Source organism: Haliscomenobacter sp. (genome assembly GCF_033763495.1).
In the GTDB taxonomy this organism is placed as follows: Bacteria; Bacteroidota; Bacteroidia; order Chitinophagales; family Saprospiraceae; genus Haliscomenobacter.
Map to the genome: position 1 here is coordinate 1 of NZ_JANRKL010000085.1, position 21,273 is coordinate 21,273.

Genomic DNA, 21,273 nt, shown 5'->3' on the forward strand with positions numbered 1-21,273 from the left:
GCTGCACCTATGGCCTGGTTGTGCTTTGCCTTTGATGCTGTGCATCGTCGGGGGTGATTTGCACGGGCGAAAAACGTAAATATAATGTTTTTAAGTTGCTTTTTCACACACTTAAATATTTTTACTATGAAACACACTGCAATTTCTCAACGTAAGCGTACCACTGAAAGCTTTTTGCTGTTTGCTTTGGCTATACTGGGAGGGCTGGGACTATTTGTTTGTATGGGGATTTGAGAACACTACAGGACATTTTTCTCGGAGGATGAATTGATTTCAGCTTCAGCAGGGGGATTTGAGGAAACTCTTTATTTTGGACTTTAGTTTTGGCTAAAAAATTAAGGCTGTGGCTAAAGCCCAAAACAAAAATTAATCGCCACCTACGCCCTAAAACACGTGGCAATTCATTTCCTCCGAGCAAAATGTCCTGTAGCATAAAAGCTTGGAACCCTATTTTCTCCCCCTTTATCAGGGAGACTTATTTTTTTTCCGTCTTTCCATATATTGCCTAAATAATTTTAAAACATGGAGGAGGTAGATATGGAAGAACTAAAAGCCTATGCTGCTGGCACCTTGTCTGCCCGAGAACGCAGCGCTTTTGAGCGTCGTTGCCGGGCCGAAGGTTACGATCCTCAAATTCTGGTCGAGATACTGGAGTTTGAAAGAGAAGCTCGTGTGCCTTCCTCTCAGTTTAACGAAAACAAAGCCTTCGAACAACTCAAATCCAAGCTCAACAAATGAGATTTTTAGAACAAACATGGCGCTGGTTTGGCCCAAATGACCCGGTTTCGCTCAGTGACATCCGGCAAGCTGGCGCTACAGGTATCGTCACAGCCTTGCACCATGTGCCCAACGGTACAGTGTGGACCATTGAAGAAATTGAAAAGCGCAAAGCCCAAATCGATGCAGCTGGTTTGCGCTGGAGTGTCGTAGAAAGTGTGCCTGTACACGAAGATATCAAAAAGCGCAGTGGCAATTACCACCAGTACTACCTCAACTACGCTCAGTCGCTGCGCAACCTGGGGGCTTGTGGCATTCGTACCGTTTGTTACAATTTTATGCCCGTACTGGATTGGACCCGTACCGACCTGGCTTACACTTTGCCCGATGGCTCCAAAGCCCTGCGTTTTGAAAAAAAGGCATTTGCGGCTTTTGAACTCTGTATGCTCAAACGCCCAAAGGCTGACCGAGACTACAGTGATGAAGAAATTGCCCATGCAGGTTTGTACTACCAACAAATGAGTGAAGCAGAGCGAACCTTGCTGCAACGCAATATCATCGCTGGGCTACCAGGGGCTGAAGAGGGGTATACTCTGGAAGAATTTCAACAAGTTCTGGATACCTATCAAGATATCGATGCAGCAGCACTTGCGGAAAATTTACAGGAATTTCTGCGCCAGATTGTGCCTGCGGCGGAAGAAGCTGGCGTTAAACTGACCATTCACCCTGATGACCCACCATACCCAATCTTGGGTTTACCACGGGTGGTCAGTACCGAAGCGGATGCACGGCGCATCGTAGAAGGGGTGCCTTCTGCGAGTAATGGTTTGTGTTTTTGCACTGGTTCCTACGGTGTTCGAGCCGACAATGACCTGGCTGGAATGGTGCAACGCCTTGGTCATGCAATCCATTTTGTACACTTGCGCAGTACACGTCGCGATTCCTCGGGCAATTTCTACGAAGCAGACCATCTTGATGGCGACGTGGACATGTACAGTGTCATGAAAGCCCTGGTGGAACTCCAACAAAACCGCCCAGATCAAATCCCTTTCCGCCCAGACCACGGCCACCAAATGCTGGACGACCTGAATAAAAAGACAAATCCTGGTTACTCGGCAATCGGTAGATTGAGAGGTTTGGCGGAGTTGCGTGGCTTGGAATTGGGGATAGGACGGTCTTTGTAAGTGAAAAGTGAAAAGTGAAAAGTGAAAAATGCACTTTCCCTTTAAATCCAAGTTGCAAGCTCAGAAAAATCAATCCAAACAGTTGAAAAACAAGTGTTGTACCTGCTTTTCACCAATCACTTTTCACTTTTCACTTTTCACTGCCTATCTTTGCCCCTTGCCGCAAACCACTCTATCGCGGGCTCGTGCAAATGAGCGTGAGGAAAGTCCGGACAACGTAGAGCGCCACACCATCTAACGGATGGGCTGCTGCTTGGGGCCTCGGCCCGAAACAGTGGACAGATAGGGTCACAGAAAAGAAACTACCTCCCTTCGGGGCGGAAAAGGTGAAAACGTGTGGTAAGAGCACACGCGGCTCGGTAGCAATACCGGGTGTGGATAAACCTTGTGGGTTGAAATGTCAAGTATACCTCAATTGGGCTTACGCCTGGCAGAGCTGCTCGTTTTGTTTTCGCAAGAAAGTTGAGGAGGGTAGGCAGATGGATCCTGCGCCGCAAGGACAGGGCTAGATAAATGATAGGGACTGGTACCGCAAGGTATTGGAACAGAATCCGGCTTATCGGTTTGCGGCAAAATTTTTGTAAAGATGAAAGATGAAAGATTTGGGTTACCACTTTCTTCTTTCATCTCTCATCTCTCATCTCTCATCTCTCATCTTCCAGGTCTGCAAAGTTGAACAACAACGAGAACCGCAGCGTATTATCCAGTGGATTCCGCTGGTTGGTCGTTGGGACCAGGTAAGAGAAATTCAAACCGAATACATTGTATTTCAGGCCCAAACCTACCGTGAGGTATTTGCGGGCACCCTTGCGAACGTGTTCGCTGAAATAACCAGCGCGTACGGCAAACTGGTTGTCGTACCAGTATTCAGCACCAAAAGAGAACATGAATTCTCTTAGCTCTTCCGAAAAACCTTCAGGAGCGTCTCCCCATGACGTTACGATTGCCCCAATGGGTGATTCTTCCTTATAGTCTGGAGTACCATTGTTGTTTTGATCACATACTGCGGGACCACCCTGACAAGGGGTTGGCACCAGGAATTTGTTGACATCCGTAGTGAAAGTCAAACTATTGTACTGATCCAAATTCATGGTATAGGCTGCGCCCAAACCAAAATTGGCGGGTAGAAAGTCGCGGTCGGTACTATTGGTATAAGACACTTTGTTGCCGATGTTGGAGAGCGCCAGACCAACCGTCAAATCTGCATCACCATTTTTCAATTCGATGGGAGATTTGTAAGTCAAGGAAAAATCCGCTGCCCCGGCAATCGCAGGTTCAATCACATCCCCTCCGACCACGTTGCCCGCAGCCAGGTTGGAGTAGATGAATTTACCCGTTACCGCAGCAGACATTTTTTCGGTCAATTTACGTGCGTAAGCAATGGACACTTCGAATTCATTGGGGCGGCCAGTATTTAATGCTGTGCCATTGATGTCAGTAAACTGGATGCTACCCAAAGAGAAATAACGCAAGCCAAAACCAAGGGTTTGTAATGCCTCCTCATCCAGTTTGCGGTAGCCAGTCAGATAGGCCATGTACACGTCGTTGAGGCCCAAAGAGCGCAACCAGGGCGTGTAGGTAGCCGACATAGCCATTTTGTCTTCGGCAAAAGCCAGTTTCGATGCATTGAAGTGCATGGCATTAGGGTCCGCAGAAATGGCAATTCCCGCATCACCCATGGCACCAGAGCGCGCGTCCGCTACAATCCGCAGGAAAGGAACAGCAGAAGTAACCGTATTGGTACAGGGTGTTCCATCGAGGTTGTAGTATTTTCCATCAGGACCAGGATAACATTGGGCATTGACGCTTTGGCTCAATCCAATCAGCATCAAGAGGGCAACCAAACGAAGTACTAAGTTCTTCATGAGATTTTTATTTTAAAAATCTTTTGAGATCGATACACAAGAACTAGTAAACAAACTTCATGCCGTTTTCTCATCATGTGTTATCGTTCCGTTAAAAAAAAAGTGTAATCTACTCATTGTACGAAAAAATGGCGATCTTATTTTAGCAGCACCAACTTTTCAAACTTACTTTCTCCCTTTAGGGTGCTTCCACCCGGCAGATTTGCTCGTACTTTAACTTTATATAAATATACACCCCTGGCCAGGCGATCGCCGTAATCATCCCGACCATCCCATTCGATGCAATCACCCTGGCGCAAGGCGCCGTCGGAGAGTAGGGATGTTTCAATGGTTTTGACCAAACGCCCGGCGATGGTATACACCTGTACCAGAATATCAATTTGTTGGTTATTGGCATTGTGCTCAAATTGGAAGCAGGTACGATCGGTAAAAGGATTGGGGTAATTGAGTACGTGTTTGAGTGCAATATCTGCGGAGGAAGCCACCACAAACTCCGTATACCCATCGTTGGAATTGTTGGCAATGTCCCAGGCTCTGACCTTGATTTTGTGCAACCCCTCTTCCAAATTTGCCAGCGGGTAACGCACCTGGCCTTTGGTGTAGTCATCCAGTTCCGACTCAAAAAAGTCATTCAACAGCAAACTGTTTTGAGTATTTTCATCCAGGATGCCTTCCAAATCATGCCCAATGCTGTTGCCCACTACATTGATGCCGTTGTCGTCGCGCAAACGCACCAGCAGGATAGGGTCGGGGTTGGTGATGCCTCCGAATACAAAATCCAGCGAATTCATGTACACATCCACTACCGGACCCTGGTTATCGGCCAGGCCGTTGGGGCTGTTGCCTCCAATGTTGATGTTTTTGTAGGCTCCGGTGGCATCCCGCATGCTTACAGTGTCAGCGGCATAATAGCTGATTTTCCCCAAACCAAAAGCATAATTGATGTCTTTGGGGACGACAAAAGTGAAACTGAAGCGGCCATTGCGCACACTGGCCCTGCCTTTAAAAATGACGTTTTTTTGCACCTCAAACTGGTAACCCTTGGGGCTGCTGGGGTCTTGCCCCAGGGTTGCTGCTTTGAAGGGTTTGTCAAAAACAGTGGGGTAAACGATTCCATTAAAATCGTTCAGCAGGGTGCCTTGAGCATCCACTACTTGCCCTTCGATGGATACTTTTTGCAAAGCCCGCAGGGTATCCGTATTGTTTTGAGCCGTTTTTCCGTTGATGGCCGTTGTTTGTACCTCGTAACGCGGCAGAGCCAGAATCATGGAGGGATCACCAATCAAAGCAAATTTTCGGGAATTGGTCAAAGTTCCACCCGTCAATTGATTTTTGGCCCTGCGCATGGCATCACCAATACTACTGCCAGGCTCGGCTTCAAACAGTTCCAACAAGGCCAAACGCGTCAGCGAGGCATTTTCAGAAGCATAAACGGCCCGAACCGTGGAATATAAAGCAACTGCGCCACCCCGTGGATTCAACAACACTTCTTCACCCGCAGTTGAGTTACTCGCATCATCGTAACCAGTAAAGGAACAAGTGGCGGTAACCACCAGGGGCAAACGTTCAAAATTGGTCCAGTTTTGAATATCCCTGACCTGCAGAATGCGTTCTTGCGCCCAACCATTGGGGCCTCCATGGCCCAGATAAGTCATGACCAGAGTACCTTTAAAAATGGAGTTGTTGATGGCTTCATTAACAGCAGGGTAAAAATTGCCACCAGCGGAGGCTACTTGTGGAAAGGCGTCCAGGTAAAATTTATCGGGGTTGAGTGCAGGAAATTTAGATGCAAGCTCCTGAGCAATTTCATCAGTGTCGCTGGTATGCAGGTTACCATCCTCGTCATCACCAATAAACAAAACCCGGTTGCGCCAGTCGCTCATGGTTTGAGGCGAGAGGTCATAATTGATGATTTTGTCCACCACTTGCAAGGCTTCTTCTGCTTTGCGCACCGTTAAGCGGCCCACCGCTACATTCAATCGCCCATTGAGCGGGTCAGAAGGCAGGTTGTTTTCTAAAATTCCATAAAAATCATCCGCAGGAAAGGCGTACAGGGGGTCAAAATCATCTTCCTGGAAGGTGGGGATAAAATTGTTACCGTACTTGTACACATCACGTTGGTCAAATGAACCATCGCCCACTAAGAGTAAATAACGGAACTGAGGGTCGCGCTGGTAGGCCATCCTGGCAAAATCGCGAATCGCACTGGGATCGGCCCGGCCCGAGGAGAACTCATTGTAAATCTGGTCCACACGGACTGTCTGAACCTCGAGCTTGGAATGTTGGCGTCGGTGTTGGGCTAGTTTTTGGGTGGCTTCACCAAATTCCCCGGCTGCATCATACACAATGATCAAATCAGCTGAACGGATGTTGTGCAGGTTTTGATTTTCAACTTTACCCACTGCAATGGGGGAGAGAAAGCCTTGTCTGGCATTAAAGGCAATGAACTGCCGCAAGGTGCTCCCGGCACTGGCCCCAAAGCTAAATTGTGTGGCATTGCGGGTGCCCTCCTGCGCTTTGGCTCGTTGGGGGTCAGTAATGTCCCAAACCAGGATATCAGCACTGGCATTACTTAGTTCATAACTGGCCGAAGAGTATTGAAGTGTGTTGATATCTCGAAAAGCCATTTGATCTCCAGTCATGATGAGCCTTCTGCGCGCTTGCAACTGGATGTAATCCAGCCAGCCCTCACTGCCTGCACTGACGTTGGGATAACGAACAATGGCGTCTACAGCATCCTGGTTCAAACGGATATTGCTACGCAAGTCAGCCCAGTTGGCATATTCTACTTCGGTGGCTGCAGCGCCATCCAGATAAAATACACTGGCTGCATTGGTGCTGTTGAGGCGGGTTCCATTGAGTTCCAGGCTAAAGGAGGTGGGGTCCAATGCCCTCAAGGCCATCCGGGCACTAACTTTGACATCCTGATCAATGACCAGATTGGGAAAGTTAAAAGCCTTGGTAAAAGTATTTTCACGAGCTACCCGAAAATGAGTGCCAAACCACATGCGCCCCGAACCACTGACACTGTTGGCGTTGCTTTCCCAGGATTCAAGCAGATTGATTTTGTCTTCTTCCAGCCGGGCAAAATCGTCAAACGTATTGCTGGTATAAGCCGTGTTCCCAAGCGAATTTTGGTTGCTGATGCGCAAACCTCGTTCACTGGCTATTTTGACGAAGTAATAGTTTCGGGTATCATAAATGTTTTTGTTCAGGTCAAAACGTTGTCCACTGGCCTGGTAATCCCAGCGGTCGGGGCCTTCAGCGTAAAACAGGATGTAATCCCCAGAATCAAATTTGCCATCATCTTCTCCCTGAACCAGGACATGGTTTTCAACCAAATCATCCATTCGGGCTTCATTTACCCCCATCGGCAACATACCTCCGCCCTGGCCCAATATTTTGATGTTGCGGGGATCGACCCGGTCAATGTCAATTTTGAGCTGGTTTTTTAAAAAATCATAACTTAGGCGGTGTACGCCATGCTGGGTTACCGCAAACTTGAAAATTTGTCCGTCACGCAAAGCCGAATTTTCAGCATAAGGATCGGCACGTAGTTCGGGTGTGGATTCGGGGCGCAGGGTGACTTTTAGCTCAAATTCAACCGCCCGTAAAAAGCGGCCACCCTGTCGAATGATTGGCACAAAGTATACTTTGCCAAAAAACTGCCGCCGATCTTTTTCAACCTGGCCAAAAAACTTCAGGCTTTCACCCACACTTTCGGTGGGCCACTGGATCGGGCTGGGAAACTCTTCCCAACGCACATTGAGCAATTCGATGTCTAATTGCCCGGGCCCGTCCACCACAAACTCCTGGATGTACCAGGGGCGCTCGGCATTCTGTTTGTTGTACACTGCCCCTTTGAAACCCCAACGCTCTTTGGCTGATGGTTTCGGTTGTAGCGACATGGTTTCCGTTTTCCACTTGAGGCTTTCCCGAATGAAAAATGGAGAATTGCCGTACAGCAGACCTAAGAATAATGTCAAAATGGAGGTAATCGCGAAATTCTTCATAAATTTCAAACGTTTCCGCAGTATTATTGATTACAAGAATTGACAATTTAGCAACAAACGAGTAAAACGTTTTGCTTCTTGGATCTCCCAAAGGTAATCCAATTCAAGTTTTTAGATTGTCAAGCATACTACTGATTGACACCCTTTGAGGGGAAAATGTTGATTAGAAAAAAACATACTATGCGCATAAGTTTACTTTTGCTTTTTTCAAGTCTCCTAATCACACCGATTTTTGCCCAAGATCCCGTGTTTAGCCAATTTTTTGCAGCACCCTTGCACCTGAATCCTGCTTTTGCAGGGGTGTCCCATGCACCACGCATCATGCTCAACCACCGCAATCAATGGCCCTCCTGGCCAAATGCATACCAAACCTACGCGCTTGCTTATGAGCAGTCTCTGCCTTTTTTGAACAGCGGCATAGGTGCAAGCATCACGGCCGATGATGCTGGAAATGGCATCTACCAAACCCGGCAATTGAGCCTGTATTACAGCTACCAACTGAAAGCCAATGATGACCTTGCGCTGAAATTTGGGGTGGAAGCAGGCGCTTTTCGCTCCCAACTGGCCTGGGATAAACTCGTTTTTGGCGATCAGCTCGACCCCATTGACGGCCTGGGCAGCAATGGACAAGGTTTCAGTACCGAAGAATTGCGGCCTGACAACCTGGGCAATAACCAAATTGATTTTTCAGCGGGATTACTGGCTTTTAGCAAGAAATTTTACGGCGGAATAGCCTTACAACACCTGAATAATTTCAATGAAAACCTGCTCACATCGGGCAGCTCCTCCCTTTTGGTTGGGCACCCCATGCGTTTTTCCATCCATGGCGGTGCCCAGTTAGACCTGGGTGGAAGTGGCCGGAATGGTGAAGCCAATTTTTTTGCCCCCAATTTTTTGTACGTGCAGCAAGCTGAGTTTTCCCAGATTATGGTAGGTGGATACTGGGGCTTTGGGCCGGTTTTTTCAGGGGCCTGGTACCGCAACAGCGGCAAAAATCCCGACGCAGCAGTCGGTTTGATTGGTTACCGCTACGGCGTTTTGCGTTTGGGATACAGCTTTGACGCTACTTTGTCCAATTTGGCTTTGAGCCGTACCGGAGGTAGCCACGAAATTTCACTCTCCTTTACCCTGGATGAAAGCCGCGCCAATCAAAGGCGGCGCAAAAAAGTCAACATCAATGATTGTTTTCAGATCTTTAGATAAGGGCGAAAAAAAATAAGTGATCATTTTGCCAGAGGATTAGATGAGTAAACGTTTCATTTTAAGTGTCTCATCTAATCCTCTGACTCAGGAAAAATGATCACTTATTTTTGCCCCACTGCTAATTTTTTTTTCTCTATTTTTGGCGCTCGATAAATTTATCTCGGCAAAAGACAAAATTTTTGCGGACGTATACTAATTCGTTGAACACAGCGTTCGGTATAAAGTCAAATGAATGAAGTCAGAGTTTGTTTAAAAAAGGGGGCTTTGCAGCCTGGAAAAAAAATTTACACAAGCTCTTAGATAATGCCAATTCAGGTTGGTCGTTTCTCTAAAAAAAATTGGTCATTTATAATGAAAAAGTTGTTGAAGTTTGGTGCTTACCTCCTTGTTGCCACAGTGATTTTTACCTCCTGTAAGAGCAAGGAAGCTTCTTCCACCACGGGTTGGAACTACAATGATACCAAATGGGGAGGCTTCGAGAAGCTGAATTATGAGGGTCAAATCACTGGTCCCAACCTCGTTCCGATTGAGGGTGGTACTTTCTCGATGGGTCAAACCCAACAAGACGTGATGTATGAGTGGAACAACATTCCTCGCCGCGTTACAGTTTCTTCCTTTTACATGGATGAAACCGAAGTTTCCAATATCGACTACCGCGAATACACCTATTGGGTAGGCCGGGTTTATGGAGAAACATACCCTGAAGTATACCGCAAATCTTTGCCGGATACCTTGGTTTGGTACGATGATTTGTCCTACAACGAACCAATGGTGAACACCTACTTCCGTCACCCTTCTTTTGATGATTATCCCGTAGTTGGGGTTAACTGGACCCAGGCAACCGAATACTGCCTTTGGCGTACGGACCGGGTGAACGAAATGTTGCTCATCAAACGGGGCATCCTCAACGAAAACAACGAACAAAAAGACGACGATAGCTTCAACACTGGTTCTTACCTGGTAGGCCAGTACGAAGGTAACGTACGCAAAAACCTTAGAGACTTCCGCACTGGTGAAGAGCGCCCAGCGCGTTTTGAAGATGGTATCATGTTGCCTGAATACCGCCTTCCAACAGAAGCGGAATGGGAATACGCAGCATTGGCCTTGCGTGGCAACCAATCTGCTGAAGGTGATGAAAACTACACCGATCGCCGCAATTATCCTTGGAACGGACAAACCTTGCGCTACCAAAAGCACGACAAATACCAGGGTCAAATGTTGGCTAACTTCAAAAAAGAAGCAGGGGATTACATGGGTATCGCTGGCAAGTTGAACGACAACGCTGCCGTGACTGCTCCAGTACGTAGCTTCTTGCCTAACGATTTTGGTTTGTACAACATGGCAGGTAACGTCAACGAATGGGTATTCGACGTTTATCGTCCACTGACTAGCCAAACGCTGCGCGATGCTGACAACCACGATTTGAACCCGGTTCGGGGTAACAAATACAAAACGGTTGAAACCGATGAAGATGGCCGCCCAGTTGAAAAAGACAGCTTGGGCCGTATCAAATACCGCTACTTCCAGGATGACGAATTGGCAACCCGCGACAACATTCGCCGTGGCAAAGCACTGGATTATCGCGATGGTGACAAAGAATCCGAAGCATTTTACGATTTTGAGCAGCACACCCTGGTAAGTGATAAAGCACGGGTGTATAAAGGTGGTTCCTGGGCCGATCGCGCTTACTGGCTTTCTCCAGGTGCCCGTCGTTTCAAGGATGAAGACGATGCCGATCGTACGCTTGGTTTCCGTTGCGCCATGAGCCGCATGGGAGGTTCAGCTACCAACGACAAACCTGGTGGCAACCAGTTTAAAGTGAAGCAAAGACGTGTTGATCGTCGGTATAAATAAGCATTGATTTTTTGATCTGAAAAAAGGGAGATGGTGTTGATTCACCATCTCCCTTTTTCATTTTTCTAAATTATGTCCCCTAAAAGCAGGCCAAGTTTGCCAAACCTTACTTAATTTGCCCATTACTTTATTATCGTGTACCCGAACGACATGGAAATCTCAAGTCTTTATCAATTGTTTCTTAGCGCTGGCAAAGTCTCTACTGATTCGCGCAAAATTGAGCCCGGATGCTTGTTTTTTGCTTTGCGTGGCGACAATTTTAATGGCAATCAATACGCCCTGGCAGCCCTGGAGAAAGGGGCCAGTTATGCCATAGTGGACGACCCTGGATTGGGCCCAAACGATCAATGCATCCTAGTTCAGGATGTGCTCCAAACTTTACAGGAGCTGGCGCGGCATCACCGCCGTCAATTGCACATCCCCATCATTGCCATTACGGGAAGCAATGGCAAAACCACCACTAAAGAGCTGATCGCTGCGGTACTAAGCAGTCAATATCCGATGCATTACACGCAGGGCAACCTGAACAACCACATCGGAGTGCCACTTACTTTGCTGCAACTCGACCCACGGATTGAAGTAGCAGTAATCGAAATGGGGGCCAATCATCAAGGTGAAATTGACCAACTGTGCCGCATTGCAGAACCTACGCATGGTTTGATTACCAACATCGGCAAGGCACACCTGGAAGGATTTGGAGGGATAGAAGGGGTTAAAAAAGGCAAATCTGAATTGTACCGCTACCTGGCCGAAACCAATGGCCTGGCTTTCGTCAACAACGATGAACCCTTTTTATTGGAATTGTCTGCTCCGGTCAGGAAAAGAATCTTTTATGAACTCAGTGAAAATCCAGCACCCAACCACAAACCCTATGAAGTTAAACTGCTACAGTTGCAACCCTTCATTAGGGTAGCTTTTTTGGATGAAAATGAAAACCTGGTGGAGGCGGGCAGCAAATTGATGGGCGTACACAATTTTCAAAACATCAAAACTGCAGTCACTCTTGGCAAATATTTTAAAGTACCCGGTGCAAAAATCCAGGCGGCTATCGAGAACTATAACCCCAACATGAATCGCTCACAATGGGTACCCATGGGGAGTAATTCGATTTTACTGGATGCCTACAACGCCAACCCCAGTAGTATGGAGGCTACCTTGCGCTCTTTTGCTGAAAATGGCTCAGCAAACAAGGTGGTTATCCTGGGAGACATGTTTGAACTGGGCGATGCTGCGCCAATCGAACACGAACGAATTGCGCAATTGGCCAATAGCCTGGGGCTTGAGCAGGTTGTTTTGGTTGGTAAACATTTTGCAACAACAGCCCAACAATTGGGCAATTTGCATTTTGACAATGTGGAGGAGTTGAAGGGCTGGTTTGCAGGGCAAAACTGGGAAAATAAAGCGATTTTGATCAAGGGATCGCGGGGGATGGCCTTGGAGAAAGTGTTGTGAATGACGGATTTTTCGAATGAGGAATGACAAATTCCCCCCGGTCACTGAGCGTAGTCGAAGTGCGCCTGGGATTCGTCATTCCTCACTCGAAAAATTCCTCATTTACAAAAACCTTTTCAGCCCATTCACCAGCCGGTCAGGCAATTCCCCTTGTGAAGCCAATTTATAATCATTGTAAGAACAGGGAATCAAGCGGTGCCGCTGTTGTTGTTTGCTCGTTTTGACGGGCACCTGTAGCCACCAGCGACCACTGCGTTGGCTTTTCCAAAAAGTAACCGTAAAATCCAGCGATTTTACTTCCACGATGTATTCCGTGAGGCCTTCGGTGCTAATTGGGAAATCCCCTTTGCGGTGGCTCAAGCCATCCAGAAAGTACCAGATCATTTGTGCCAGCACACTGGCGGTTTGTGCTTTGCGGTCCAGGGAAGCTTTGTAGCCAAAAATGCCAAAAGACTTCACTTTTTCGCTCATTCCCCCATAGCGGCAAAGCTGACAAATTTCCTCCACGCTGAAACCGCTGGGGCTGCCGTTTTCCTGACCCGGTGCCTCACTTTGTTTGAGCGCAGCAAGCTGGCAACCCAACAAATCGGCATCCCGGATGATGGGTTCCACCTCCGACAAATTGGCCCGGGCTGTCCCCAGACGAATGTAGTCGAAGTGCAATTCATCCATCAAGCGGTAGGTGGCAGGCAGGGTAAAATGGGTTTGGCAGCCAATGATGCCAAGGTGGAAGAGTTTGGATTTTTTTTGAAAAACAATTTCGTTGAACAAGTCCGGGGTTTTATTTTCACTAGGCACACTCAAGCGGATGAATTCATCCATTGCCACCATGTTGATGTGTTGCAATTCGTGTTGCAAGCCTTTGTATTGAATCTGCATTAAAGAGGGATCGCTACCCACGAGGATGGGCAAAATGTTGCTCTCGTGTAATTCAATTAGCACGGGCATAATGAACTCGGCTGTACACTTTCGAATGGTACCCAGGTCGGCAATGTGTAAGCCTTCAAAGGGAAAGCTCATGGTATACAAGGCTTTGCGCAAGGCTAGGCCCTCTTTTTCGTTTAAACAAACCAAGGCAATTTGAATCCCTTTCAAATCGGGAAAATTTGTTTCCGTATGGATGTATAATCGTGATCCTATATGGTCTGTATCCAGGTTGGGCAGGGATAAGGCAGTGAGATCGACCGGGCTAAGCCAATTGTCTAGCATAAAAAACTATTGAAGTTCTGATATAGTAAGGCCGGAAAGTTACAAAGGGATCACTGATAAGTGCAATCTAAGGGCGATAAAAAAATAAGTGCTCATTTTGCCAAAGGGGTAGATGAGAAAACGCTTCATTTCAAGTTTTTCATCTAATTCTTTGGCTTAAGAAAAATGAGCACTTAATTTTTGCCCCACTGCTGAGCCCACAAAAAGTGACTTTTACAAAAAAATGAGTATAAATAAGAAAAATATCTGTTGTATCAACGTTTGAACAGATGAGAAAAACCTTGGTTTGTGATAAAATATACCCTATTTTTGCCGGATTAGTAGACTTTGGTCATTTTTTGGTTATTTTATACCTAAAATGCAGGCCTACTGCTGGTTCGGCTCGTAAACCTTTCACAAAAAGTTTACCTTCGCATACGTGGAGAGGTGGTAGCCGTTTGTTTTTTCCAAATCATTTTGCCCACCTTTGTCGCACTGCCTGGTTTCTTTCATTTGTTTTGGAACATTTTTACGCCACATAATGGTTGTATGGATCGTTATGAGCATAAATTCAAAAACCGATATAATCCCAATACTTAACTGATTTAATATCCAAAACCATGCAAAAACGTACTATGTTGTTGTTCCTCTTGATTTTCTGCTCCGGATTGGTTTGGGGGCAGGATGCTATTGAAACCACGGAGGAAAAACCAAAAACTGAAAATCCAGCCAAAGGAAAGGGCAATAAAGAGCCCAAAGAGAAGGCTGAAAAACTCGTGAAAGAAGATAAAGAAAAACCTAAAACTTCAGGGCTGGCGATACCAAAAAACATGTTTGAATTTGGTTTGAGTGGCGGGGCCTCCATCCTGGGAAGTGACGTGGCGCCAAAACCATCCTATGGAGTTGGTTTTCACATCCGCAAGGCTACTGATTACCTTTTTTCGATGCGGGCAGATTTTCTTTATGCCGATTTGAAAGGTGTAAACCCGGTAACCAATATTGAGCGTGAATTCAATACCAACTGGATTTCTGGTTCAGTTTTAGGGGTGATGTCTCTCAATAGTTTGCGTTGGGACAAGTCTGTGCGCAGCACCAACTTGTATGTTATGGGCGGAGCCGGGGTCAACTATTTTGAAGCCAGGTCATTTGATACCAATGACAACATGCGCGTGTTTGATACGCTGGGTCGCGAATTCGCTCCCCATGTTAGCCTTGGTGGAGGTATTTCTTTTCGTATTGGCCCAAAAATAAATATTGGTTTGGAAGAACAGGCCATGATGGTTTTTGGCAAGCGGGCGGATTTAATCGACAACATTTCAACGGGTAAGTCTACTTTCCGCGATGTTATTTCTTTTACCAGTCTCAGTATTAACTTTAACATCGGCAGTGCATCCAGTAAAACCGAACCACTCTACTGGATCAACCCTATGGATGGTGTCTTGAATTCGATCGACGACAAAATCAACCAACGCACCACAGGTTTGATCAAGGATGAAGACGGCGACGGCGTTATCGATGCCATTGATCAGGATCCCAACACCCCCGCTGGTGCCATGGTTGACACCAAAGGACGTACGCTGGATTCAGACCGCGATGGGGTGCCAGACCACATCGATAAAGAACCCTTCTACATGCCTCAGCCCACTGAAAAAGTGGATGAACATGGTGTAGTAACCAATCCCCAAGGTGGAGGCCCGGGCCGCCCTGGCAATGGAGGAGGTGTTACCGAAGAGCGCGTTAAAGAATTGATCGACCAAGCCTTGCAAAACTACCAAATCACCGATAACCGTTCCAGCGCAGCAGAATGGTTTTTACCTATGTTGCACTTCCCCAGTTCCAGCTCTCAGATTAAATATTCTGATTATGGAAACCTGGCTGGCGTAGGGCGCATGATGAAGGCAAACCCAAGTATCCGTCTGGTGGTTACTGGATTTACGGATAGTACTGGTTCTGAAAGCGTCAACAACCAATTGTCTTATGAGCGTGCCAAAAACGTCATCGAACACTTGGTGACTAGCCATGGCATTGCACGTGGTCGCTTTGTATTGCAGTGGAAAGGTTCCGCCGACAATTTGGTGCCAACCAATTCCAGCTATATGAACCGCCGTGCGGAGTTCCGTATTGCTGGTCCTGGCGACGTTGAGCAAGATCCACCTGCTCCAAAAGAGGGAGGGTACTAGGGAATGATGAGTGATGAATGATAAGTAAGTGATGAATTAAAAATCGAAAGCCCCGAGTGGATAGTTCCACCCGGGGCTTTCGATTTTATCATCACTTATCACTCATCACTTATCACTCATTTAGTATCCCGTATTCTGTGGCAGTGCTGCCCCCAAATCAATTTCCCGGGTAGGAATTGGTAAAATTACCTTCGGGTCACCGGGTTTGGAGATGGGGCCAGTAGCACCTGAAGTACGCAGCGGCAATCCATTGCGCAACAAATCCATCCGACGGTGGCCTTCAAATGCCAATTCCAGGCGGCGCTCGTTGAGAATGGCAGTGAGCAGTGCATTGGCATCTGCAAACTGAGCTGCATCAAATGGGGTCAAACCAGCACGGGTACGCAGGCGGTTGACCAGCGTGATGGCATCTGCATTGACCGTATTGGTGCTTTTTACCAATGCCTCTGCTTTATTAAGCAGAATTTCGGTTACGCGCAAAATAGGCGCGTTGTCTGCATTGGTTGTACCATCTTTGAATTTGTTGGTGAATGTAGAACTCACCGTGGTTGCATCCGTACCTGTAATTGACAAACTGCTTAAACGTTTGTCGCCAGTGCCGTAAGCAGCAAGGATACTTGCCGACATTGGTGCATCACCACGACCACCCCTCGCAGCGGGCAAGTAATAGCCACCCAAACCACCAGATCCTGTACGGGAGTTGTCCGTAGAAGTCATCTGAATTGCGAAAATGTCCTCACTGGTATTGGCATCGAAAAAGGTGTAATCCGAAGCCAAGGCATAAAGGTTGTTGCCAACCAGGATAGCATCAGCATACTGAATGGTTTTCGCCCAGTCTCCCTTGTACAAACTTACCCGGCTCAGCAAGGCATTGATCGCACCTTTGGTGGCTCTGCCACGAGTTTGGTCAGCTGCAGAGAAGTTGTTTGCTACATCAGGAAGGGCTTCTGACAGGTCTTTTTCAATTTGGGCATAAACCTCAGCAACAGTATTGCGGGCAGGCTTGACAATTTCCCCTACCAAAGCACCTGCTTTTAGTACCAGCGGAACACCTGGGGTATTGCCATTATTCACCTGGTAGGGTTGCCCCCACAAGGTTATCATTTGGAAGTAGGTTAAAGCCCGGATGAACTTCGCTTCAGCGATAAATTGTTTGCGCTCAGCTTCTGTAAAACCAGCATCAACAACTCCTGGTACATTGTCTATAACTGCATTTGCAGAGAGAATGGCATAATAGTGGTCTTGCCACATTGCCTGTACACTTGTATTGCTGGCAATCGTTACAAAATTATTGATTTCCTGCAAAGTTGGGAAGGACCCTACAAATCGAACATTGTCTGCCATATACTCATTAATGACGAAGGAAAGTCCTCCAAACACGTCCAGGTCCTGAGTAGCACTGTAAGCACCAAACAAAGCTGCTTGAGCACCAGCTTCGTTACTGAAAGTTACATCTGGCGAAAGCGATTGCTCAGGCTCAATGGCCAGTTCACTGTCGCAGGCGCTGAAGGCAAAAAATAGGGCTATCAGCGACATATATTTAGCAAATATTTTCATTCTACTTGTGTTTTAGAGTAATTAAAACGTGATGTTCAAACCGCCGGTAATCATCTTGGCTTGTGGCGGAGTAAAGAAGGATTGTCCTTGACGGAGGTTGGCATTACCAGCATCAGCAATTTCTGGATCCTGGCCACGGCCTTCCCAACCTTTTGCACGCAGTGTCCACAGGTTTTGTCCCATTACATACAAGCGTACATTCTGGAATGCCTCGGTTTTTAATTGGCTGCCTTTCAGCGTATAACCCAAAGAAATATTGCGCAAACGAATGAAAGAACCATCCAAAAGGTGAAGGGTAGAAGCCTGGCTGAATACGTTGCGAGTTGCACTGGTTGCAGCAGGGAAAGCGGCATCGCGGTTGCTCTCGGTCCAGTAATCTGCCACTCTACGGGCATAGTTGAAACCACCAATAGGGTTTTCGGTAAAGGTCAAATCCCCCAGGTAAATGGAGTTACCGTAAGTAAAGTTGAAGAACACGTTAAAATCAAAACCATTGTAGTTAAAAGTGTTGGAGAAACCACCTGTGAAGTCAGGAATGGCGTCACCTACAATTTGCCGCTCATTTGGGTTCACCGTGTTGATGATGCTGCCATCGCGTGCAATCCACTCAGCATTACCATTGTCTGGATTAATGCCTTTGTAGGGTACCATGAAGAATGTGTTGATGGAGTGACCAACAATGGCGCGTTGCAGGGTACCCCCTACGAACTGACGGCCTTCCAGGTCTTTGGATGCATCAGGTAAGCTCAACACTTCGTTTTCCAAAAAACCAATGTTGAAATTGGTTTTCCATTCAAATTTTTTAGTCTTGATGTTGACGGTATTGAGGTTGATGTCCACACCACGGTTTTCCATCTCACCAGCGTTACGCGTGATGCTGGCAAAACCATTCAACAAAGGAAGGGGAATATCCAACAGCAGGTCGGAGGTCTTTTTGTTGTAATAATTGACATCCAGACTGACCCGGTTGTTCAAAATGGCAATCGAAATCCCTAAGTCTAACTGCGTGGTCGTTTCCCACTTCAAATCTGGGTTAGCAATTTGGGTGGGCCGCAAACCAGCACCTCCGGAATAATCCGATAAAACACCACTACCAAACAGACCCAATGAAGGGAAATCACCAATCCGATCATTACCATTCAAACCATAACTTGCGGTCAATTTCAGTTGGTTGAGGAAGCCCAAACCTTTCATGAATTGCTCTTCAGAAACCACCCATCCGCCAGATACAGCCCAGAAGGTACCATAACGGTTTTCAGAACCAAAGCGGGATGAGCCATCACGTCTGACCGAACCTTCCACAATGTAGCGATCCTTGTAACGGAAGTTGGTCCGCACAAACTGGCTGTTCAAGGCCCACTGGCTACGGTTGTTTTGGGTAGAAGTTGGGGTAGCAGCCGACGAAACGTTGCGTAAGGCGTCAGAGGAAAAATTCCGGCCCTCCACATACGTGAAATCGTACAGTGCTGTTTCGAAGCTAAAACCCGCAACTGCGCCCAAAGCCAGGTCACCAAACTGACGCTCCAGGTTAAGGGTGTTGGTAGTCAGCCATTTGTTGTCGTCACTCAAACGGTTAGATGCCAAACCGCCTGGGGTATTGACATTGGCCTGGCGAGTGGTCTCCTGGATGTCTACCAGGTCAATACCCCAATCAGATTGTACAAACAAGCCTGGTAAAACGTCCAACTTAAAATAAGTGTTGGCATAAGTACGATTGGTTACCAATTGGTTGGTGCCCAGTGCCTCCAGTGCCAATACGTTGGTAATAAAACCGGTGTTGACATAGTTGCCTGCCGCATCATAAGGCTGCACCGTTGGCAATTGCAGGAAAGCTGAAGTCAGTGGTGCAAAAGTATTATTATCGGAACCAATCCGGTCATTAACAATCCGGGAAATACCGATGTTGGCACCAAAGCGGAATTTATCGGAAAAAGTATGGTTGAAGTTCAAACGACCATTCATACGATCCAGGTCGTTGCCGATGGCATAGTTACTTTGATTCAAAAAGCTACCGGAAAGGTAGTATTGGGTTTTGTCATTACCTCCCGACAGGTTCAGTGTGTAGTTGTTGATCCGGCCGGTTTGGCGTACTGCACTTGGCCAATCAAAACCACCTTCTCCTGGCACAGTCACATTTGCATAGGCTTTGCGGTAATCGCGATACTGCTGAGCGTTCATCATCTCCAAAACAAAAGTTGGCTCAGAAGTACCTGTAAAATAGTCAAAGTTTACCGTGTTGGTACCGGCTTTACCTTTTTTCGTGGTAATCAGAATGACCCCGTTGGCACCCCGTGAACCGTAAATGGCAGTAGCTCCGGCATCTTTTAGTACCGTCATTGAAGCGATGTCATTGGGGTTGATGTCATTTAAAGGGTTCAAACCCGCTCCAGCACCTTGTGCTGCCGAATAATCACGGTCGTTGAGTGGAACCCCATCAATCACAAACAATGGGTTACCCCCTGCGTTGATTGAGGATGGGCCACGAACCCGAATGGCCGCTGCAGAACCCAGTACGCCCGACATGTTGGTCATTTGTACTCCGGCTACCTGGCCTTGCAAAAGTTGCTGAGGTCCTAACAATGGTACGTTCTTGATGTTTTCCGCCGTAACGGTACCAATACTTTGCACCCTGAAACGATTGCTTTGGGTACCATAAGCAACTACTACGGTTTCATCCAGACCAATAGCATCTGTTTCCATGATGATGGTGAGGGTAGTTTCTGTACCAAGGGTAACTTCCTGGGCTTTAAAACCCGTGTAAGAGATTTGTAAAACGTTGGAACCTTCTGGAATGGCAAGGGAAAAACTTCCTTCGATGTCGGTAATGGTCCCTTTGACGGTGCCTTTGACCAAGATGGAAGCACCGATCAAGGCCTCTCCATTTGAGTCTGTCACTTTACCAGTGATGTTTTTTTGCGCCCATAGCGCGGCACTTCCCAATAAGAGAAGTACAAAGACTAGTGAGAGTTTTTTCATGAAAAAATTTGGTTTTATGTTAAAAATTGAACTTGAATGCAATCAAAAGCATAAAATCACTTTAGTTGGGATGGTGAGTAGTATTGCCAAAATGAGAAAAGCATCAATAACTATTACAGTAGCATCACTTTTAACAAAGATAGCCAACAAATGTTCATAGATGAAAATGAAAACTTGGTCGAATGTCGCCCAACTTACGTAGATGGTTTTGATTTTAACACATAAAAAAGGGCTCCAGATTGTGCACCTGAGATTCTTAATCAAGAAGATAATTCTGTAGGCAAAACAATTAAGCGCATTGTGTTATTTTGTCGGCAATGGTGCAAAGAAGTAGTATTGGGTCAACAATATCGTATCTTTGCAATGGTAAACCTTCTTCGGCGAAAGGATGTTATACGCTCTGGCATGGAAGACTTAAAAATGTCCTTGAAATGGCGAAAGTTGATGAGGAATTGTTATTCATGGAGATAAAGGAAAAACGCCTCGTTCGGCAGGCAGAAGCATTGATACCTACCCCATGGGGGAATTTTCGGATGGCAGCCTATGCCGAAAGCTCCGAAGACTGGATGCCCCATTTGGCGCTCATTAGTGAACATTGTAACCTCAGCGAACCTGTGCTTACGCGCTTGCATTCGGAATGCCTCACTGGGGATTTATTTGGTTCCAAACGTTGTGACTGCGGTGAACAATTGGCTTATGCCCTATACAAAGTTGCCAAGGAAGGAGGGATGTTGCTTTACCTGCGCCAGGAAGGCCGGGGTATTGGCCTCATCAACAAACTCAAGGCCTACAATCTGCAAGACATGGGCTTCAACACCATCGATGCCAACATCCATTTAGGTTTTGAAGCAGATGCCCGCGATTATGGGATTGCAATTGAAATGTTGGAGGATTTGGGGGTAAGTGAAATCAACTTACTCACCAATAATCCGGACAAAATTGAGGCATTTGAACACAGCACCGTCAACGTAATTAACCGGATTCCCATCATCATCGAACCAAACGCAGACAACCAGGAATACCTGCGGGTAAAGCAGGAATTTATGGGGCATCTGTTGGGATAATCCTTGCAGTTACTTTGGTA

At 46.8% G+C, this 21,273-nt stretch carries 12 protein-coding genes and 1 other RNA gene; 8 read left to right on the top strand and 5 right to left on the bottom strand.

The window, feature by feature from the left end; all coding sequences use genetic code 11:
- Positions 1-522: 522 nt before the first annotated feature.
- The 3 genes from SFV55_RS09150 to rnpB all read left to right on the top strand — a co-directional run bounded on the left by SFV55_RS09150 (position 523) and on the right by rnpB (position 2,476).
- Positions 523-738 carry a hypothetical protein gene (locus tag SFV55_RS09150; protein WP_320029188.1) on the top strand — a complete coding sequence of 72 codons (216 nt, stop codon included), beginning with the start codon at positions 523-525 and terminating at the stop codon, positions 736-738.
- Entirely contained in the window at positions 735-1,901 is a 1,167-nt protein-coding gene (uxuA, locus tag SFV55_RS09155) for a mannonate dehydratase (RefSeq protein WP_320029189.1), read from the top strand. The genes SFV55_RS09150 and uxuA overlap by 4 nt, the downstream gene beginning before the upstream one ends.
- A 159-nt stretch (positions 1,902-2,060) precedes the next feature.
- An RNA gene (gene rnpB / locus SFV55_RS09160) (RNase P RNA component class A) lies at positions 2,061-2,476 on the top strand.
- A 69-nt stretch (positions 2,477-2,545) separates the two neighbouring features.
- On the opposite strand, the gene porV is transcribed toward rnpB, so the two are convergent.
- Both porV and porU read right to left on the bottom strand, forming a co-directional pair.
- Positions 2,546-3,766: a type IX secretion system outer membrane channel protein PorV gene (porV, locus tag SFV55_RS09165; protein WP_320029190.1), complete on the bottom strand. Its 1,221-nt coding sequence runs from the start codon at positions 3,764-3,766 to the stop codon at positions 2,546-2,548.
- A gap of 137 nt (positions 3,767-3,903) precedes the next feature.
- A complete protein-coding gene (gene porU / locus SFV55_RS09170; protein ID WP_320029191.1) occupies positions 3,904-7,779 on the bottom strand; it encodes a type IX secretion system sortase PorU in 3,876 nt (1,291 codons plus the stop codon).
- A gap of 180 nt (positions 7,780-7,959) precedes the next feature.
- Here porU and SFV55_RS09175 point away from each other — a divergent pair, with 180 nt between their 5' ends.
- From SFV55_RS09175 to SFV55_RS09185, 3 genes are all read left to right on the top strand, one after another.
- Positions 7,960-8,982: a PorP/SprF family type IX secretion system membrane protein gene (locus SFV55_RS09175; RefSeq protein ID WP_320029192.1), complete on the top strand. Its 1,023-nt coding sequence runs from the start codon at positions 7,960-7,962 to the stop codon at positions 8,980-8,982.
- A gap of 351 nt (positions 8,983-9,333) precedes the next feature.
- Positions 9,334-10,836, top strand: a complete 1,503-nt coding sequence (locus SFV55_RS09180) for an SUMF1/EgtB/PvdO family nonheme iron enzyme (RefSeq protein WP_320029193.1) — start codon at positions 9,334-9,336, stop codon at positions 10,834-10,836.
- 150 nt (positions 10,837-10,986) lie between these two features.
- Complete coding sequence (locus SFV55_RS09185; protein ID WP_320029194.1) at positions 10,987-12,288, top strand: UDP-N-acetylmuramoyl-tripeptide--D-alanyl-D-alanine ligase; 1,302 nt, start codon at positions 10,987-10,989, stop codon at positions 12,286-12,288.
- A gap of 102 nt (positions 12,289-12,390) precedes the next feature.
- Here SFV55_RS09185 and SFV55_RS09190 read toward each other — a convergent pair whose 3' ends face one another.
- Positions 12,391-13,497 carry a hypothetical protein gene (locus SFV55_RS09190; RefSeq protein WP_320029195.1) on the bottom strand — a complete coding sequence of 369 codons (1,107 nt, stop codon included), beginning with the start codon at positions 13,495-13,497 and terminating at the stop codon, positions 12,391-12,393.
- A gap of 599 nt (positions 13,498-14,096) precedes the next feature.
- On the opposite strand from SFV55_RS09190, the gene SFV55_RS09195 reads away from it, so the two are divergent.
- Entirely contained in the window at positions 14,097-15,656 is a 1,560-nt protein-coding gene (locus SFV55_RS09195; RefSeq protein WP_320029196.1) for an OmpA family protein, read from the top strand.
- Between the two features lie 120 nt (positions 15,657-15,776).
- On the opposite strand, the gene SFV55_RS09200 is transcribed toward SFV55_RS09195, so the two are convergent.
- On the bottom strand, positions 15,777-17,213 hold the full coding sequence (locus tag SFV55_RS09200) for a RagB/SusD family nutrient uptake outer membrane protein (protein ID WP_320029197.1): 1,437 nt from the start codon (positions 17,211-17,213) through the stop codon (positions 15,777-15,779).
- Between the two features lie 21 nt (positions 17,214-17,234).
- Complete coding sequence (locus SFV55_RS09205) at positions 17,235-20,189, bottom strand: TonB-dependent receptor (protein ID WP_320029198.1); 2,955 nt, start codon at positions 20,187-20,189, stop codon at positions 17,235-17,237.
- Between the two features lie 431 nt (positions 20,190-20,620).
- Between SFV55_RS09205 and ribA the strand changes: the two genes are divergently transcribed.
- Positions 20,621-21,253 (top strand): GTP cyclohydrolase II, encoded by a 633-nt coding sequence (ribA, locus tag SFV55_RS09210; RefSeq protein ID WP_320029199.1) that lies wholly within the window; start codon positions 20,621-20,623, stop codon positions 21,251-21,253.
- Positions 21,254-21,273 lie beyond the last annotated feature (20 nt).

What these genes read in the sequence shown, in the direction of transcription:
- SFV55_RS09150 (WP_320029188.1), top strand. Translation starts at nt 523, where the DNA reads ATGGAGGAGGTAGATATGGAAGAACTAAAAGCCTATGCTGCTGGCACC.
- uxuA (WP_320029189.1), top strand. Translation starts at nt 735, where the DNA reads ATGAGATTTTTAGAACAAACATGGCGCTGGTTTGGCCCAAATGACCCG.
- porV (WP_320029190.1), bottom strand. Translation starts at nt 3,766, where the DNA reads ATGAAGAACTTAGTACTTCGTTTGGTTGCCCTCTTGATGCTGATTGGA.
- porU (WP_320029191.1), bottom strand. Translation starts at nt 7,779, where the DNA reads ATGAAGAATTTCGCGATTACCTCCATTTTGACATTATTCTTAGGTCTG.
- SFV55_RS09175 (WP_320029192.1), top strand. Translation starts at nt 7,960, where the DNA reads ATGCGCATAAGTTTACTTTTGCTTTTTTCAAGTCTCCTAATCACACCG.
- SFV55_RS09180 (WP_320029193.1), top strand. Translation starts at nt 9,334, where the DNA reads ATGAAAAAGTTGTTGAAGTTTGGTGCTTACCTCCTTGTTGCCACAGTG.
- SFV55_RS09185 (WP_320029194.1), top strand. Translation starts at nt 10,987, where the DNA reads ATGGAAATCTCAAGTCTTTATCAATTGTTTCTTAGCGCTGGCAAAGTC.
- SFV55_RS09190 (WP_320029195.1), bottom strand. Translation starts at nt 13,497, where the DNA reads ATGCTAGACAATTGGCTTAGCCCGGTCGATCTCACTGCCTTATCCCTG.
- SFV55_RS09195 (WP_320029196.1), top strand. Translation starts at nt 14,097, where the DNA reads ATGCAAAAACGTACTATGTTGTTGTTCCTCTTGATTTTCTGCTCCGGA.
- SFV55_RS09200 (WP_320029197.1), bottom strand. Translation starts at nt 17,213, where the DNA reads ATGAAAATATTTGCTAAATATATGTCGCTGATAGCCCTATTTTTTGCC.
- SFV55_RS09205 (WP_320029198.1), bottom strand. Translation starts at nt 20,189, where the DNA reads ATGAAAAAACTCTCACTAGTCTTTGTACTTCTCTTATTGGGAAGTGCC.
- ribA (WP_320029199.1), top strand. Translation starts at nt 20,621, where the DNA reads ATGGCGAAAGTTGATGAGGAATTGTTATTCATGGAGATAAAGGAAAAA.